The 15,094-nt window shown below is 46.5% G+C and carries 16 protein-coding genes, 1 tRNA gene and 1 other RNA gene; 9 read left to right on the top strand and 9 right to left on the bottom strand.

What is annotated here, in order from left to right; translation table 11 throughout:
• Positions 1–1,261: S-layer protein domain-containing protein (locus tag Q8J68_RS02030; protein WP_305309891.1), on the bottom strand; the 1,261-nt coding region annotated here is incomplete at its 3' end.
• Between the two features lie 725 nt (positions 1,262–1,986).
• Between Q8J68_RS02030 and Q8J68_RS02025 the strand changes: the two genes are divergently transcribed.
• Both Q8J68_RS02025 and Q8J68_RS02020 read left to right on the top strand, forming a co-directional pair.
• Positions 1,987–2,766: an ATPase domain-containing protein gene (locus Q8J68_RS02025; protein WP_305309890.1), complete on the top strand. Its 780-nt coding sequence runs from the start codon at positions 1,987–1,989 to the stop codon at positions 2,764–2,766.
• A 173-nt stretch (positions 2,767–2,939) separates the two neighbouring features.
• Complete coding sequence (locus Q8J68_RS02020) at positions 2,940–4,319, top strand: ATPase domain-containing protein (protein ID WP_305309889.1); 1,380 nt, start codon at positions 2,940–2,942, stop codon at positions 4,317–4,319.
• 56 nt (positions 4,320–4,375) lie between these two features.
• Here Q8J68_RS02020 and Q8J68_RS02015 read toward each other — a convergent pair whose 3' ends face one another.
• Positions 4,376–4,615, bottom strand: a complete 240-nt coding sequence (locus Q8J68_RS02015) for a MarR family transcriptional regulator (RefSeq protein ID WP_015053412.1) — start codon at positions 4,613–4,615, stop codon at positions 4,376–4,378.
• A gap of 114 nt (positions 4,616–4,729) precedes the next feature.
• On the opposite strand from Q8J68_RS02015, the gene ffs reads away from it, so the two are divergent.
• The 3 genes from ffs (at position 4,730) to Q8J68_RS02000 (ending at position 5,491) form a co-directional block, all read left to right on the top strand.
• Positions 4,730–5,044, top strand: an RNA gene (gene ffs / locus Q8J68_RS02010) — signal recognition particle sRNA.
• Positions 5,045–5,101: 57 nt separating this feature from the next.
• Positions 5,102–5,186 (top strand) — tRNA-Ser (locus Q8J68_RS02005).
• A 71-nt stretch (positions 5,187–5,257) separates the two neighbouring features.
• Positions 5,258–5,491 (top strand): hypothetical protein, encoded by a 234-nt coding sequence (locus tag Q8J68_RS02000; RefSeq protein WP_305309888.1) that lies wholly within the window; start codon positions 5,258–5,260, stop codon positions 5,489–5,491.
• Between the two features lie 2 nt (positions 5,492–5,493).
• Here the strand turns inward: Q8J68_RS02000 and Q8J68_RS01995 are convergent, their stop codons facing one another.
• From Q8J68_RS01995 to Q8J68_RS01970, 6 genes are all read right to left on the bottom strand, one after another.
• Positions 5,494–5,868: a ribonuclease P protein component 4 gene (locus Q8J68_RS01995; RefSeq protein ID WP_305309887.1), complete on the bottom strand. Its 375-nt coding sequence runs from the start codon at positions 5,866–5,868 to the stop codon at positions 5,494–5,496.
• An 11-nt stretch (positions 5,869–5,879) separates the two neighbouring features.
• Positions 5,880–6,542, bottom strand: a complete 663-nt coding sequence (locus tag Q8J68_RS01990) for an MBL fold metallo-hydrolase (protein ID WP_305309886.1) — start codon at positions 6,540–6,542, stop codon at positions 5,880–5,882.
• Positions 6,543–6,634: 92 nt separating this feature from the next.
• Entirely contained in the window at positions 6,635–7,132 is a 498-nt protein-coding gene (locus Q8J68_RS01985; RefSeq protein WP_305309893.1) for a transposase, read from the bottom strand.
• Positions 7,133–7,318: 186 nt separating this feature from the next.
• Complete coding sequence (locus Q8J68_RS01980; RefSeq protein WP_305309885.1) at positions 7,319–7,555, bottom strand: reverse transcriptase N-terminal domain-containing protein; 237 nt, start codon at positions 7,553–7,555, stop codon at positions 7,319–7,321.
• Positions 7,556–8,029: 474 nt separating this feature from the next.
• Positions 8,030–8,827, bottom strand: a complete 798-nt coding sequence (locus tag Q8J68_RS01975; RefSeq protein ID WP_305309884.1) for a transposase — start codon at positions 8,825–8,827, stop codon at positions 8,030–8,032.
• Positions 8,828–9,060: 233 nt separating this feature from the next.
• A complete protein-coding gene (locus tag Q8J68_RS01970) occupies positions 9,061–9,828 on the bottom strand; it encodes a slipin family protein (protein ID WP_305309883.1) in 768 nt (255 codons plus the stop codon).
• A gap of 366 nt (positions 9,829–10,194) precedes the next feature.
• Between Q8J68_RS01970 and Q8J68_RS01965 the strand changes: the two genes are divergently transcribed.
• The 4 genes from Q8J68_RS01965 to Q8J68_RS01950 all read left to right on the top strand — a co-directional run bounded on the left by Q8J68_RS01965 (position 10,195) and on the right by Q8J68_RS01950 (position 14,470).
• A complete protein-coding gene (locus tag Q8J68_RS01965) occupies positions 10,195–10,866 on the top strand; it encodes an acyltransferase (RefSeq protein ID WP_305309882.1) in 672 nt (223 codons plus the stop codon).
• A gap of 46 nt (positions 10,867–10,912) precedes the next feature.
• On the top strand, positions 10,913–11,995 hold the full coding sequence (locus Q8J68_RS01960; protein WP_305309881.1) for a DegT/DnrJ/EryC1/StrS aminotransferase family protein: 1,083 nt from the start codon (positions 10,913–10,915) through the stop codon (positions 11,993–11,995).
• Positions 11,992–12,924 (top strand): UDP-N-acetylglucosamine 3-dehydrogenase, encoded by a 933-nt coding sequence (locus tag Q8J68_RS01955; RefSeq protein WP_305309880.1) that lies wholly within the window; start codon positions 11,992–11,994, stop codon positions 12,922–12,924. The genes Q8J68_RS01960 and Q8J68_RS01955 overlap by 4 nt, the downstream gene beginning before the upstream one ends.
• Positions 12,925–13,018: 94 nt before the next feature.
• Positions 13,019–14,470: a nucleotide sugar dehydrogenase gene (locus Q8J68_RS01950; RefSeq protein WP_305309879.1), complete on the top strand. Its 1,452-nt coding sequence runs from the start codon at positions 13,019–13,021 to the stop codon at positions 14,468–14,470.
• Here the strand turns inward: Q8J68_RS01950 and Q8J68_RS01945 are convergent.
• Positions 14,467–15,075: a VanZ family protein gene (locus Q8J68_RS01945; protein ID WP_305309878.1), complete on the bottom strand. Its 609-nt coding sequence runs from the start codon at positions 15,073–15,075 to the stop codon at positions 14,467–14,469. The two genes, Q8J68_RS01950 and Q8J68_RS01945, sit on opposite strands and share 4 nt — an antisense overlap.
• Positions 15,076–15,094: the final 19 nt, after the last annotated feature.

Here is a 15,094-nt window from a genome sequence, read left to right as displayed (position 1 = left end):
CATCGATCTGCTTTGCAGTGAGTGCATAGCCTTCAGGGAGCTGGAGAGCTGTGCCGGTCCTCAGAGTGTACTTGCTGCTGGAGTCAAGGAGCAGCTTTGAGAGCTTGTCAGGAGTGTTGTTGTCCAGTGGGACGTACTTCTCTGCGAAGAGACCCATAACATTGTACTGGCCATTCAGATTGCTGCTTGCATAGTCAACAGCTGCAATTGAAGTGTTGTACATAAGGTCACCTGCTGCAATGGTGCGGGTGCTGATTGCTGCGATATCCATTGTCTCAGTTGAGATGTCTTCATCCAGGTCATAATAGAAACCTGCGAAGTTCGTAGCAGTCCATGACTGAGCACCTGTACCTGATACAACCTCGCCGCGAATCTCATATGTTCCAGGCTCTGTGAACATCTTCATCACATAGAATCTCACTGCACTGTCGTCAGCTACCTTGAAGCTCATTCCCTGTGCAATTGAGATTACCTTGTCCCTTGTAAGGGTAATGGAGTTGGCGTTTTCCATCTCAAGAGTGCTAGTTCCTATGTTCACAAGTTCGAGCTTGTCGAATGTGTCATCGGTCTCGAGTTCCATTACGTTCTCGTAGTCCATGAGCCAGACACCCTCGATAACTGCAAGGCTGTCAACCTGTCCCTGGAACACGTTGGTCACTGCGACCCTCATCACAACTACATCATCCTCACCGGCGATGTCATCTGCTTCATAGGTCCAGACAATTGTACCGTTGGATACGTCGAGGATCTCGTCTTCTACGAATTCTCCGTCCTTGGTGAACTCCATCCAGACCTTGTTACCTTCAACATCGATCTGCTTTGCAGTGAGTGCATAGCCTTCAGGGAGCTGGAGAGCTGTGCCGGTCCTCAGAGTGTACTTGCTGCTGGAGTCAAGGAGCAGCTTTGAGAGCTTGTCAGGAGTGTTGCTGTCCAGTGGGACGTACTTCTCAGCGAAGAGACCCATAACATTGTACTGGCCATTCAGATTGGAGCTTGCATAGTCAACAGCTGCAATTGAAGTGTTGTACTTAAGGTCACCTGCTGCAATGGTACGGGTGCTGATTGCTGCAATCTCCATTGTCTCAGTTGAGATGTCATCATCCAGGTCATAGTAGAAACCTGCGAAATTTGTAGCGTCGAGTGTGTCAGGACCTGTTAAAACAGAACTCCTTACCTCAACACTGGTAGCTGCGCTTGCTGACATTATGGTTAATGCCATAAGCATAAGGGCAACTACTACAGTTGTCGTTAATTTAGTCATTTTTGTTCCTCCGTTTAGTTCTAATATCAAAGAGTGAGTATCAGTGAATAAAGCACGAATTGTGCTTTATGGCTTCAGCAGGACCGGACGAATTGTCGGGTTCGTTTATTGCCGAAGGAGACTTCATCACCCTCCTAATCCCGTCATATTGGATTACAAGTGTTCTATTAAACAATTGCCGTATTAAATCTTTTGTGGTCAAATTCCGGGGATTTATCACACTGCACTGGCAAGTATCGATGCATTTGACGGTAAATGTCGAATTAAAAGGCTCTACGTTCGATAAAAGACGATAAAAACTCAGTATTTGGGTTCTTTTTACATGTGTTCAGGGGAAAACCTATCGAATCTGCATCTCGATTAATGTGGTATGGCAGTACCTCATCTTTAGCACTTGTCCTACTAAATACAGCTCTGTGGAAAGGTGTACCCCAATCATAAACGCAGAATTCAAGAAGCATGTAACATATCTTGAGTGAGGATTAACGGGAACATATAAAGTTACATCCCTGCGAGATCCGTGACCTTAAGGTTAACTGCCGGTATTTGACTGAAGTAACGACCTCCAGAACCTAGGACCCATCATTATAATAAGCATCACTTCAATATATTTATATATACCATACAATAAAAGACATAGCGTTAAAATCATTCATCCACTTTGATGCAAAACATTATTTACCTGTTACAGGGAGTTATTGACCTCATAGGAGTGAAAAAGTAAAATGTACGATGGTGCAGTTTCTGAGGAAATCTCAATGGAAGATGCGGTAAACCGGGTCAGGACAGGCATACCCGGCTTTGATGAATTGTGCGGAGGCGGGCTCATAAGGGACAGAACCTACCTGATATCCGGCACATCGGGAGCGGGAAAGACAAATTTCTCTATCCAGTTTATCTATAACGGCATTACCAAGTACGGAGAGAACGGGATCATAGTCGCGACAGAAGAGCGGCCTGAGCAGATAAGGGAAAACGTCATGAAGTTCGGCTGGGACCTGGAGGCTCTCGAAGAGGAGAACAAACTGGTCATAATTGACGCATGTTCCACCAAGATCGGTATCCCATCGCAGGAGAAGTATGTGGATGTGCGGCCTTTTGATATCCGCTCGATGATGGACCAGATAATCGCAACACAGGAGGAGATCAATGCCCGACGTGCCCTTATCGATTCCACCACATCTGTAAGTTTCTATCTGCAGGACCCCGCCAAAATAAGGATTGAGCTCCTGAAGCTCAGCACCACCCTGGAGGTCATCGGACTCACTTCGATGATGACTTGCGAACTGGTCGAGGAAGATAACCCGTCAAGGTTCGGAGTGGAGAACTTCGTCACTGATGGAACCATAGTACTCTACTACAAAAGGCATGAGAACGTGCGCATGAGAAGCATGGAGATCTACAAGATGCGTGGATCCGACCACAGCAAAAAGATCCACCCCTACGATATCACGCCCGAAGGGTTCGTCATACACCCGCACGAAGAAGTATATTCTATGTTCTGAGGATGATCAGGTCCGCCTTTTCAGGCACACACAATCCAACAGATGGGTGGATCCGAACCTCGGCACCACTCCACGCACAATTTGTCTTCATGTGCGGCATATGCGACATAAAAATGAGATATAAATGCAGGTAACTGCCATAACAGCAGCAAGCCGTAAATAGAAGCGTTAAAATGGAAAAGCTGAAAAACATCTCAAGTGGGATCGAAAGCCTTGACGAACTGCTGGGAGGCTTTAAGTCACCTTCCACACTGCTTATAGCAGGGACAGCAGGAGTCGGGAAGAGCATAATGTCTCTCCAGATGCTGTCGCAGGCTGCCAGGAACGGGGAAAAGACACTTTATATCCCGATAACAACCGAAAAGGCACACAAGCTGAAGATGTACCATTCAACGCTTGAATTTTTCGATGATTCTTTCCATGTGCATGCCATAAACCGTCAGATATCAGAAAAAGACCCTCTTACAACATTGATAGATATTGGCAATGTAATAGAATCTGTCAAGCCAGACAGACTTGTCATAGATCCTATAACACCCCTTGGCTTTGGGTTCGTCGAACAGGAACGCAGGCGCTTCTTCTACACCCTGGATTCGATGTTGCAGGAAAGGGACATGCTTACCCTGCTAGTGGGAGAACTGGTCTGGGAAGAACTGCACAGATCGGTCGTCAGCCACCTATCTGACGGCATAATATACCTTTCCCGTTCAGACACCGGCTCAAGAGCAGACCACTATCTCGAGTTCATAAAAATGAGAGGGATCGATCCCGGTAAACGGTCAGAGATCACGTCCTGCAAATATCTCTATGACATTACATCAAGCGGCTTTACTGTTTACCCTCACCTTAAACCTGAAAAGGATTTCATGCTGGATGACTCGCGCGTCGAGGCAGGTATCCCGGGCCTTGACAGCATGCTCGGCGGAGGAATGATCAGGTACAGCAGCACCCTGGTTGCAGGAAGACCCGGCACCGGGAAAAAGATATTTGGGCTTCAGTACATATATCACGGCCTTGAAAGAGGCGAGCCCGGACTGATAGTAACATTCGAGGATTCACCTCACCAATTACTCATGGATGCTAAAAAGATGGGCTGGAACCTGAAGCAATATGAAGAAAAGGGATTACTCCGCTTCATCTGCACCAACCCTGGCAATACCTATCCTGCTGAACACTCTCTCCGCATAAAGAGCAATATAGAAGATGCCAGAATAACAAGAGTATTCTTCGATGGAATCAATAACCTGGAGATGTCCATACCCGATCATCTAAAATTGCGCGGATATCTGCATTCCCTCACAAGCTACCTCAAAAGCAAGAATATTACCTCACTCTTCACAACAGATACAGAGTCCTGTGAGTGCCCGGGAGACGAGAAGATGGGTTTTGCCTACCTGATGGATTCGGTTGTGGTCCTCCACAGCTCCAACGCAAACAGTCGCATGTATATGTACATAACTAAATCAAGAGGTACCAAGCATAAAAATGCAGTAAGGGAATATTCCATCACTGAAGAAGGCATCAAACTGCGCACTGACACCCTTATAGGATAGTCTTCTATTCCGGACTGGTAAAAGCCGGGAAATGTTTAGAAGAAAAATGTAGAGGATCAGATAGCTCGTATCCGTTTTTCTACAGAATCACCAAGCTCTGTTAAGCCATAAAACCCATTTTCCTGTTTAATGAGACCCTTTTCCAGCATCTCATCAATTATCTTTTTGACGGAAGGGCTTGCTACATGCATATTCTTTGCCAGTCTGTCCACATCCAGGTCATGTTTTGAACCCAGAAGGGAAAGTAATTTTTGTCGATTCTTGTTTCCAGTCACAAATCCGATCATATCTTCCATTTTATCCTCACATTCAATATTGGCGACATAGTATAATTATGTTCTCGCTTCGATGCTTGCTTCCACAATAATGCCACAAGGATACATTTATAAACTGTTATGTGTATGTAGGTGTGGCGGGCTAGTCCGGGTAGGCCGGCGTTACCTGTAACCCGAAATCGCCGATATGCGGGGGACGAAGCCAAGAGAAGATGCCTGGATCATTTTCAAACCTGTGATTTCAACTGAGAAGCCTCGTCCTGTTTGGATGGTGCTGGTATAAGGGCTTGTTGGAGAACTTGTTCGTATGCCTTAACTGCGGGAACCAGTTCAGGACCGGAAGGGAGCAGACCTACCGTGGGCAACTATCGCTTGCAGGGCTGCGGGGTGGAGAAGAAGCCACAGATCATTTGGAGATGTGAAGGACAGCGACTTGCGGCATGCTCGTCACTCATATTCCAGAAACATTAAATACCTTGCTTACATTTAGGGACGCATTCTGATAGTGTCGAGATAGCCAAGCCCGGTATGGCGCAGGATTGCTAATCCTGTGGTGCCCTGCACCGCGGGGGTTCGAATCCCCCTCTCGTCGTTTTTCTTTTTAAAGGGTTTGTGCAACAAGCCGAAAATGACTAATGATATGAACTCATATTCAGCAACATCATGTCAGAGAAAATTCCCCTTCCGGTTTTAAACAACCATCCTGGGAACCAGGCTAAGAAAAGCGTATCCTGTAACTCATGTGGCACAGGAGGCTGCAGGGGTGGCTTTGGAATAAAGCAGGGCTCTGAAAAGGAAGAGGTATTCAAGGTAATTTTCCTGTACGTTGCAATGGGAATCATAATGTTCGTAGCTGCTTACGGAATAATGAGACTGCTATCACTCATCGGTGGATGAGATCATTCTTCCGCTTCAGCCGGTATCCCCACCCTTCCTGTTTTTTCTTTTGCTTCTGCTTCTTCACCTGTCAAGGGATAACGCTTCACCCTGCCGCAGTCCATGCATGTGATCGTCAGGCGCCCGCTTTTGAGGCGAACCCTGCAATTGCCCCCGGGAGAGAGGAAAGAACCGCACCCTTTGCACATTTTCCTTTTCAGCTCCTGAGGAAGGCTCACACGATAACGCATTCCTATCCTTTTTGCAAGAGAAACATACCTGTTGCTTCTTGCAGGACTCTCAGCATATTCCCTGCCTGCTACCTCAAAGAGATAGGTTATCCTCTCATATGCTATGTCCTTTGCTAATGTTTTGTTCTTCTGTCTGTGTTTTGCCATAAGTACATTCCTCATAGCGGGTCAAGGATCAGGACATCAGTATTGGGTGCTTTTGATCGGACCAGTTCTGCAAACCTTTCGGGGTTCACATTCCCGGCCTCCGGGCTGTAATGCATGGGTATGACCATCTTTGGAGAAAGCAAAATTGCAGCTTCAGCTGCTTTCTCTTCATCCATAGGAGATGTGCCGCCTATAGGAAGAAGCGCAACATCGACTGATAAGCTTTCCATTCCTTGTATGATGCCTGTGTCACCTGCATGATATATTCGTATGCCACCTACTTCGACGATGTAACCAACCCCTCCTTCAGCAGGTTCGGGAATCTCTTTCCCGACATAAGCAGGAACTACCTCTATCCCCACGCCTTTTATGGAGAGCTCACCTACCAGAGAATCCCCTGCAGTGACCCTTCTTGCATCTCCCCTGAATTCCAGGCTGACACTTTCAGGGACAAGGGTGGTAGCATCGGGCTTGCGGACTTTCCGTATAGAATCCGGATGGCAGTGCTCATCATGCTCCTGCGTTATCAGGAGTATATCTGCCATATCCTCAAAAGGAATATCCTCGGCAGGTAGATAAGGATCTATATAGATAACCCGGTCATCCCCTTTGATCATAAAGCCTGCATGACCTAACCAGTTAATAATTACATTGCCAATTGTTGTGCTGCTCAAATTATCACTTCATCAGATTTAGTTGCCTCAAACGACACCCGATTACAGGAGATCCTATTGATTCCTTACACAAGGTTGTCTTTATGCACAGGTCAATTACCCACGACTGAAGTCGTGGGCATGTAAGATCGTTGCTCGTATGCGAGTTTTATTCTTATCGGTCTATTGACGAGACCTCTACAAGCTAATTGTTTTACAACAGTATCGCCAGCTACTTTTCTCATTATGTTTAAACTTCCGTTGACATCTGCGTTGAGAAGAACACCGGTAATGCTTTTGAAGAGTCCTCTTTTAACCCTGCGTTTCTTTCCGTAAGGTTGTTCTTTGATCTCATCAAAAGCCAGAGCATCGGTTCTTGATGTGTAAGCCTCGTTAATCTCATGGTAGTTTATTCCATATCTCTCACACTTTGCTTTGAGTTTTCTCTTGAACAGGAAGTAAGGAATACCTACAAAGTTCTGGTTATTCTTTCTGCCATGGTTGATCTCTTGCTTGATCCCCTCCATTTCCCCTATAATAATATTACCGATCCTGTTTTCCAAGCAGGTTTGAGTAATATGGAAAACTGCTCTGTTCAGGAACTCATCGATCCGGTTGTTTCTCTTAATGGTAATTTTCGATTGTTGGTTGGTAATTCCTTTGATTCCCTGCTGTCGGGTAAGTCGGGAGGATTACTCCTCCTTTCTCCCCTAAGAACGGTGCGTGAAAGTTTCCCTTCACACCGCTCAAGCATCTCATAACCCCTTTATATAGGGCAGCAGTTTCTTGTTATTGGGTTAGATAACTGCTTTCGTAATCCTGACTTGTAGCCTATTAACTTGTGTTTCCACTTTGTTCCAGTTGATATGATTCCAGCCGGTTTTGTCTGTAAGCTTCTCGCAGTCTGATTTAGCGTTTACACTATTGTTATCTCTTTTCTCGGAAGTTGTACCTTTGTACTCGTTCCATGCAGAGGGATTGCCAATAAGTGTTTCTGCTTTTTCAGTTAGCGTAATTGAATTACTTACATTCATAGGTCATACCTTCATTTCTTACGTTTCGATACTATAGAGTAAGTCTGCATCCTTTCGGATTGAGGCAAATTTTGAACCCCTATGTATACCATTACAGTCTACCATTTGCTTTTTACTCCTTCCTTTACCCTCTATGTCGTTGTTATCCTTTGCAGGATTTCTACCCAGAAGGGAACATATAGGGCTTACCAAGTTCTGTATTATGAATAATTGTGAATACCTTAGAAGCCACCTATAAACCGAGATTCATATGTCCATTTCCCAATATGTAAGATAAGCCATATTGGTCTGATTCTATACCTTTTGGTTCAAGCGTATCGGTCTAGTTTCGCTTGTTTCAATTGACGATTCTTACGATGGTTCGCATTACACTCTTCATAGTATTCTTATCCTAGCAGATGGTTCAGATTAGACTTCCGAACTTTACCACATTGTCCTATGAGCTTCACACCCTTACGTTGCTGTCAGCGCATGTCATAGTAGGATTATCCCAAATGGAAGGGATAGCATATTGCAATTCATATTATAGCTTCTTGTCGCACTATCTTTTATTGACTGAATTTCTGACATTCTTTTGTTGTAGTAACGGTTGATTGATTTGATATACTTACCACAGATTATAGTAGCAGTCCCATTAACTGATTCGGTGATTGTTGCAAAGTTGTTCAGTCCTAAGTCAATTGATAGATATTGTTCGTTGTCGAGATCAACAGTTTCATCCGGAATTTTGTAAACGTATTCTATTTTGTATGCTTTACCTCCATGTACAGGAATTACTCTTACTTCTGTTATTGCTTCGGGGTTTATCTGAGGAGGAATCCTGAAGGTTAATTCCTTTCCAGTAAGACCATGTTCTGTCTTGAATTGTCTTGACATTCCCAGAACAACAGAGTCATTTTTGATCATTGATCTTCTTACAGGATAGATCAGTGGGAACCTTGCGTTCTTTCTCAGGTAATGTGGAGAATTGACTTGAGCAGAATAGTTCCCATTCTTCTTTTGTTTAAGTAATCCAAGGAAACTGTTCAGGCTTCGATTAACCACTTTTAATGTCTGCTGAGAATTATCGCTATGTAGCAGGCGATAATTCTCGTTTTCTTTACAATGGTGGTAGTTTTCTTCGTAGGAAAGGAATTCGTTATTATTGGAATAATGATCGTTGATGGAATACAATCCTACGTTGAACATGTTCTTTGACAGAAAACAGAGAGTATCGACTATTTGATATTGCTTTTTCGATAACCTGAGGTAGTTACTCACTGTTAAGAACATGAGTAATTATAGCTCCTGCTTACATTTAATTGTTTTTATATTGTGCGAGGGCTCGTTTCCTCCCACGATTAAAATCGTGGGTTTCCACGGCCCTCTGCGCTCCCATTTTTCATGACCACGGGTTCTGAAATGATGGGTGTCATCAGATTACATTGGACTTTCAGGGTTCCTGTGACAATATCAAAAAAAAGAAAGGCTTATAAAAAGCCTTCTCACAAAAAACAGATCATTGTTTATCTGGGTTTGTTCTGGAGCGCCTTGGACATGGCCGCGATCTCCCCCATCTCGATGGAGTTGGCAACGACTATCATGTTCCCTTCCCTTGCTATCTCTGCCAGGGTCTGCAGTTCCCTGAGCTTGATGGTTACAGGTACTTCCTCGTACAGGCGGGCAGCTTCCATCATCTTCTGAGCCGCAATGAACTCACCGTCTGCAAGGATGATACGGGCACGTTTCTCACGCTCTGCCTCTGCCTGCTTTGCAATTGCACGCAGCATCGTGTCGTCGATGCTGACATCCCTGAGGGTCACGCCTGTTACCTTGATACCCCATGGGTCCGTGGAAATATCGAGCAACTCCTGTATGTTCAGGTTGATCTCATCCCTTTTAGCCAGGACATCATCGAGGTCGATCTGGCCTATAACATCACGAAGCGTGGTCTGTGATAGGGTGGATGTCGCGTACTTGTAGTTCTCAACTTCGTTGACAGCCTTTGAAGGATCGACAACCTTGTAATACACAACAGCATCAACAGCAACGGTAACGTTGTCCCTGGTAATGACTCCCTGCTTGGGGACATCTATGGTAACGACACGAAGGTCCACTTTTACCACAGTATCTATAATAGGGATAATGAAGAACAGGCCCGGGCCTTTAATGCCGCTTAACCTTCCCAGACGGAAAATAACAACACGTTCGTATTCATTGACAATCTGTATTGCCTTGGAAAGAATAAAGATCGCAGCGATAGCTGCTATAATTACAATTGTGTCTAATGCCATTTTTTTGATACTCCCTTGACGAAAATAGAGTTCTTGACCAACTCTGTAAAGAGCATATCAAAAACGATATTAATGTTGAAATGCCACAATTACTCTCAGCATGCAGAATTACATTCAGAGATATTGCTAAGGTTGTTTATCAATTGGATATCGAAAGTTCTTACAATTATTATAAACAATGATAATAGAAGCCCGGGTGTTAAATAGACATCGCTGCCCTTTCCAACAGTCGTAGGAAGATTAGATTTGCCATATCCTCCTCTAAAATTCGGAAGATAGCAGAAATATAAATGAAATGTAACAATAGTCATAACTGAAATATCTTTATATGGTAAACGCGATATATAACCAAGAGAGTGTGGGCACATGCGCAATAGTACGAACAATTATATCCATGTATCTGCAAAGATATATGGCTCCACGACCATCGGGGAAAATTGTACGGTCATGGAGAATGTGATCCTCGGATATCCGCAGCACGACATACTGCTCCAGGTAACTGCACAGGGAAAGATGATCGAGGACTTTGAGTTCCAGGGCTGTGATATAGGCAGTGATTCTTTCATCCGGGCAGGTACAACCATCTTCAGCAATGTAAAGACCGGGAGCAGGTTCAGGACAGGTCACAATGCCATGATCCGGGAGAAAACGGTCTTTGGCGATAATGTACTGGTGGGGACCAACGTGATAATCGACGGCAATGTGAGTATCGGAAGCAATGTGAGCATCCAGGGGAACGTTTACATTCCAACGCACGTGACCATAGAGGACAACGTCTTCATAGGACCATGTGCCGTGCTCGCGAACGATAAGTACCCTGTGAGAGGAGAATACCATCCTATCGGACCTGTTATCAGGAAAGGAGCTTCCATCGGAGCCAACTCGACTTTGGTACCGGGAATAGAGGTAGGGGAAGGCGCCATGGTCGCAGCGGGCGCTCTTGTCACAAAGGACGTGCCTCCATGGAAACTTGCCCTTGGCTGTCCTGCCAGGATAACAGACCTGCCTGAAAGACTGCAAAGCCTGAACAAAATATAACTTAACGTTATTAGTGTTAATAAACTTGTAAACCTTTAGTGATACCATGATACTTGTAGCAAAGCCGCAACTTGACGAAGCCGAGATAGAGGCAGTCAGCGATGTACTGCGCTCGGGAATGATAGCCCAGGGACAGCGTGTTGCCGATTTCGAACAGGCCTTCGCAGAATACAACGGTGTCGAACATGCTGTTGCAGTGAACTCGGGAACTGCTGCCCTGCATGCAGCCCTGCTGGCCCATGGCATTGGTAAAGGGGATGAGGTGATCACAAGCCCCTTCAGTTTCGTAGCTACTGCAAACTCCATACTGTTCACCGGTGCAACACCGGTCTTTGCAGATATCGAACCTGAGACGTTCAATATCGATGCGGACCTCATGGCTGAAAAGATAGGACCCAGGACAAAGGCCATTATGCCCGTCCACCTGTACGGCCACCCCGCAGATATGGGCGCTATCCGGGACATAGCAGAAGACAGGCATCTATTGCTCATTGAGGATGCATGCCAGTCCCATGGAGCCACTTTCCAAGGCAAGAAGGTCGGTTCCTTTGGCACAGGGGCTTTCAGCTTTTATCCTACTAAGAACATGACCACCAGCGAAGGCGGCATGCTCACGACCAATAGCAAAAGTGTCGCTGAAAAAGCCCGTATGATACGTGCCCATGGCTCTGCACAGCGTTACCTGCACGAAATGCTAGGGTACAACCTGCGCATGACAGATATCTGTGCGGCTATCGGCCTGGTGCAGCTGCAGAAGCTGGACATGTATACAGCAAAGCGACAGCAGAATGCAGGTCGCCTGACGGAGGGGTTGCGCGGTACGGAGAACATCACATGCCCTACAGTAAAGAACGGGTGTGGCCATGTCTTCCACCAGTATACGGTGCGTACGACAAGAAGGGACGACCTTGCAGCTTACCTTAACGACAAGGGCATAGGCACAGGCATACACTACCCCATTCCCATACACAGGCAGCCTTACTACCAGGAACTGGGATACACGGACAGCATGCCGCTGTCTGAGAAGGCCAGCCGGGAAGTCCTCTCACTGCCGGTACATCCGCAGCTTACAGATGACGATATCAGTCATATCATAAGCAGTATAAAGGAATGGAGTGGTAACAGGTGATAAGAGCGGGAGTCATTGGCGCAGGAGCAATGGGAAAGAACCACATTCGCATCTACAGCGAGATGCCGGGTGTGGAACTTATAGGCATCTCTGACATTGATCAGAACCTTGTGAACGGACTTGCAAAAGAGTACTGTACCGAGGCTTTCACGGATTACAAACAGCTGCTGGCAAAGGGATTGGATGCAGTAAGTATCGTTGTACCAACCCGGATGCATCGCCAGGTAGCTATTGACGCTATAGAGGCAGGTGCTAATGTGCTGGTGGAAAAACCTATTGCTGACAGCGTCGAGAACGCAGAGGCCATAGTCAACTCCGCAAAGGAACACAAACGCTTTGTCATGGTAGGCCATATCGAGCGGTTCAATCCGGCAGTCATCAGGCTCAAGGAAATAATCGATTCCGGGTTACTGGGAAAGATAGTGTCCATCTCCACAACCAGGGTCGGCCCATACAATCCCAGGATAAGGGACGTGGGAGTCATCCTCGATATCGGAGTGCATGATATCGATGTGATATCCTATCTATATAACAGGCATGCGAACCAGGTCTATGCTGTGGCAGGAGCTGACATCCACTCGATGGAGGACCACGCCACGATACACATGCGTTTCGATAACGAATTCTCAGGACTTGTGGAGGTTAACTGGCTTACCCCGCACAAAGTAAGGAAACTTACGGCCGTGGGTGTCAAGGGAGTAGCCTACCTGGACTATGTTGACCAGACCGTGGAGCTCCACGACAGCGGCTGGGTCAGGAAGGCCAAGATAGAGCAGAGAGAGCCGCTCAGGAACGAGCTTGAACATTTCATCGATTGCATAAGGAACCAGACGCAGCCTTATCCCGCTGGTGAGGACGGCATGCACGCTCTGCAGGTCGGATTGTCTGCAATCAGGTCATATAAAGAGAAACAATTGATACAAATTTAAATTGTATAGTTAAATGATAATTAAATGGTATTTCCATTGACAAATTCCATTGATAAATATATCTAATATATATAATTAAAGTCTACGTGATACTATGAGCAGCAAACTTGAAAATATTTTAAGGGAAAGGGGCCCCATAAAGAAGATAGGGGTCATAGGTATGGGATATGTGGGTATTCCGGCAGCAGCATTGTTCGCCGATTCGGACAGGTTTGACCATGTCCTGGGATTCCAGAGAGCTTCGTCTTCATCGGGTTATAAGATAGATATGCTCAACAGCGGAGAGAGTCCGCTCAAGGGAGAGGAGCCCGGACTTGAGGAGCTACTGGCAAAGGTCGTCAGGGCAGGAAAGTTCGAGTGCACATCTGATTTCTCAAGGATAGCCGAACTGGATGCCGTGGCGCTGGCGATCCAGACACCTTTTGCAGACTCCAAGGCCCTTGAGCCGGATTTCGAAGCCCTGAAGGATGGCATACGCAACGTAGGAAAATACCTGCAGCCGGGCATGCTTGTGGTGCTCGAGTCCACTATCACGCCGGGGACAACTGACGGTATGGGCCGTGAGATACTGGAGGAGGAATCCGGTCTTGTTGCAGGCGAGGATTTCGCACTTGCCCACGCTCCGGAAAGGGTGATGGTTGGCAGGCTGCTGCGCAATATCCAGGAGCACGACCGCATTGTGGGCGGTATCGACGCTCCCAGCACACAGAGAGCTGTCGAACTGTACTCTCCGGTCCTGACAAAGGGGAAGGTTATACCTATGTCTGCAACAGCCGCCGAGGTCACAAAGACTGCCGAGAACACCTTCAGGGACCTGCAGATAGCAGCCGCCAACCAGCTTGCGCTCTACTGCGAGGCTATGGGGATCAACGTATATGATGTGAGGGCAGGCATTGACAGCCTTAAGGGTGAGGGCATCACCAGGGCCATACTCTATCCCGGAGCCGGGGTGGGTGGCCACTGCCTTACCAAGGATACCTATCACCTTGAGCGCGGCGTAAAACTTGGCCAGGAGCCTCTTGACTATCCTGCTGATGCTGAGTCTATCTATGTGCTTGCAAGACGGGTGAATGACTTCATGCCGGTGCACATGTACAACCTTACAGAAGCAGCCCTCGCCAGAGTTAACAGGCAGGTGAAAGGCTCAAAGATAGCCGTGCTTGGCTGGGCCTTCATCAACGATTCTGATGATGCACGCAACCCGCCTTCGGAGCCTTACAGGGACATGGCCAGGGACGCAGGGGCACAGGTCATCGTACACGACCCTCACGTACTCCAGTATCCTGATGTAGAAATACACAGGGACATAGATGAGGTCGTAAAGGGAGCAGATGCTGTTGTGGTACTTACTGGCCATAAGGAATACTTCGGCCTTGACCCGAAGAGACTGAAAGCGCTTACAGGCAAGAGTAACCCGGTGATAATAGACGGCAGGAATGTCATCAACCCGGACAGGTTCATTGATGCCGGCTTTGTCTACAAGGGCATAGGCCGCGGGGACAAGAACCAGCATGCAGTGAAAAAAGCAGTTGAAGTAAGCACCTAATCGGTGCTTTCTTTTTCGTTCTTTCTTTTTCTTCTCTCCTGCAGGCCCCAGAGTATAAGTGACAGGAGAATTATCTGGGCCAGTAAGAGGCCAAGGCCGTTCGCGAACACATCATCTACACTGCCTGTGCGCCCTGGCACGTATGTCTGGTGGATCTCGTCGCTTATGCCATATAGTATGCCCACAATGAAGGCAAAAGGAGCTGCATACTTACTCATAACAGGATTGTCTGAGTGCCTGAAGGTCATATGCAGAAAGATGCCCAGGCCAAAGTAGAGGAACATGTGGGCAACCTTGTCCTTATGCAGATAGGCATATTCCACAAGATCCGTGACAAAATAGATACCTGCACCTTCAAGGAAATCCTGGATGGCATACATCAGCGGTACCTTGAATATGTGCGTGGGTATCTGGATGTCAGACCTGGATGACAGGTAGAATATCATTGCAGCATAGGCAATGGTAATTGACAGGAAAATATACTTCTTGTTGTTCCTGTAGTCAAAGCTCAATACCTTGTTAGCGATATTGAGGAAACCCCTTACCAGGAGAAGCACCCAGAGCACTATCCGGGCGACCAGTTTATTCTCTAATAGGCTTGGCATAGGATATTAGATTAAACAG

Source organism: Methanolobus sp. (genome assembly GCF_030682845.1).
In the GTDB taxonomy this organism is placed as follows: Archaea; Halobacteriota; Methanosarcinia; order Methanosarcinales; family Methanosarcinaceae; genus Methanolobus.
This window is presented reverse-complemented; position numbering and strand designations above follow the sequence as displayed.

What these genes read in the sequence shown, in the direction of transcription:
- Q8J68_RS02025 (WP_305309890.1), top strand. Translation starts at nt 1,987, where the DNA reads ATGTACGATGGTGCAGTTTCTGAGGAAATCTCAATGGAAGATGCGGTA.
- Q8J68_RS02020 (WP_305309889.1), top strand. Translation starts at nt 2,940, where the DNA reads ATGGAAAAGCTGAAAAACATCTCAAGTGGGATCGAAAGCCTTGACGAA.
- Q8J68_RS02015 (WP_015053412.1), bottom strand. Translation starts at nt 4,615, where the DNA reads ATGGAAGATATGATCGGATTTGTGACTGGAAACAAGAATCGACAAAAA.
- Q8J68_RS02000 (WP_305309888.1), top strand. Translation starts at nt 5,258, where the DNA reads ATGTCAGAGAAAATTCCCCTTCCGGTTTTAAACAACCATCCTGGGAAC.
- Q8J68_RS01995 (WP_305309887.1), bottom strand. Translation starts at nt 5,868, where the DNA reads ATGGCAAAACACAGACAGAAGAACAAAACATTAGCAAAGGACATAGCA.
- Q8J68_RS01980 (WP_305309885.1), bottom strand. Translation starts at nt 7,555, where the DNA reads ATGAATGTAAGTAATTCAATTACGCTAACTGAAAAAGCAGAAACACTT.
- Q8J68_RS01975 (WP_305309884.1), bottom strand. Translation starts at nt 8,827, where the DNA reads ATGTTCTTAACAGTGAGTAACTACCTCAGGTTATCGAAAAAGCAATAT.
- Q8J68_RS01970 (WP_305309883.1), bottom strand. Translation starts at nt 9,828, where the DNA reads ATGGCATTAGACACAATTGTAATTATAGCAGCTATCGCTGCGATCTTT.
- Q8J68_RS01965 (WP_305309882.1), top strand. Translation starts at nt 10,195, where the DNA reads ATGCGCAATAGTACGAACAATTATATCCATGTATCTGCAAAGATATAT.
- Q8J68_RS01960 (WP_305309881.1), top strand. Translation starts at nt 10,913, where the DNA reads ATGATACTTGTAGCAAAGCCGCAACTTGACGAAGCCGAGATAGAGGCA.
- Q8J68_RS01950 (WP_305309879.1), top strand. Translation starts at nt 13,019, where the DNA reads ATGAGCAGCAAACTTGAAAATATTTTAAGGGAAAGGGGCCCCATAAAG.
- Q8J68_RS01945 (WP_305309878.1), bottom strand. Translation starts at nt 15,075, where the DNA reads ATGCCAAGCCTATTAGAGAATAAACTGGTCGCCCGGATAGTGCTCTGG.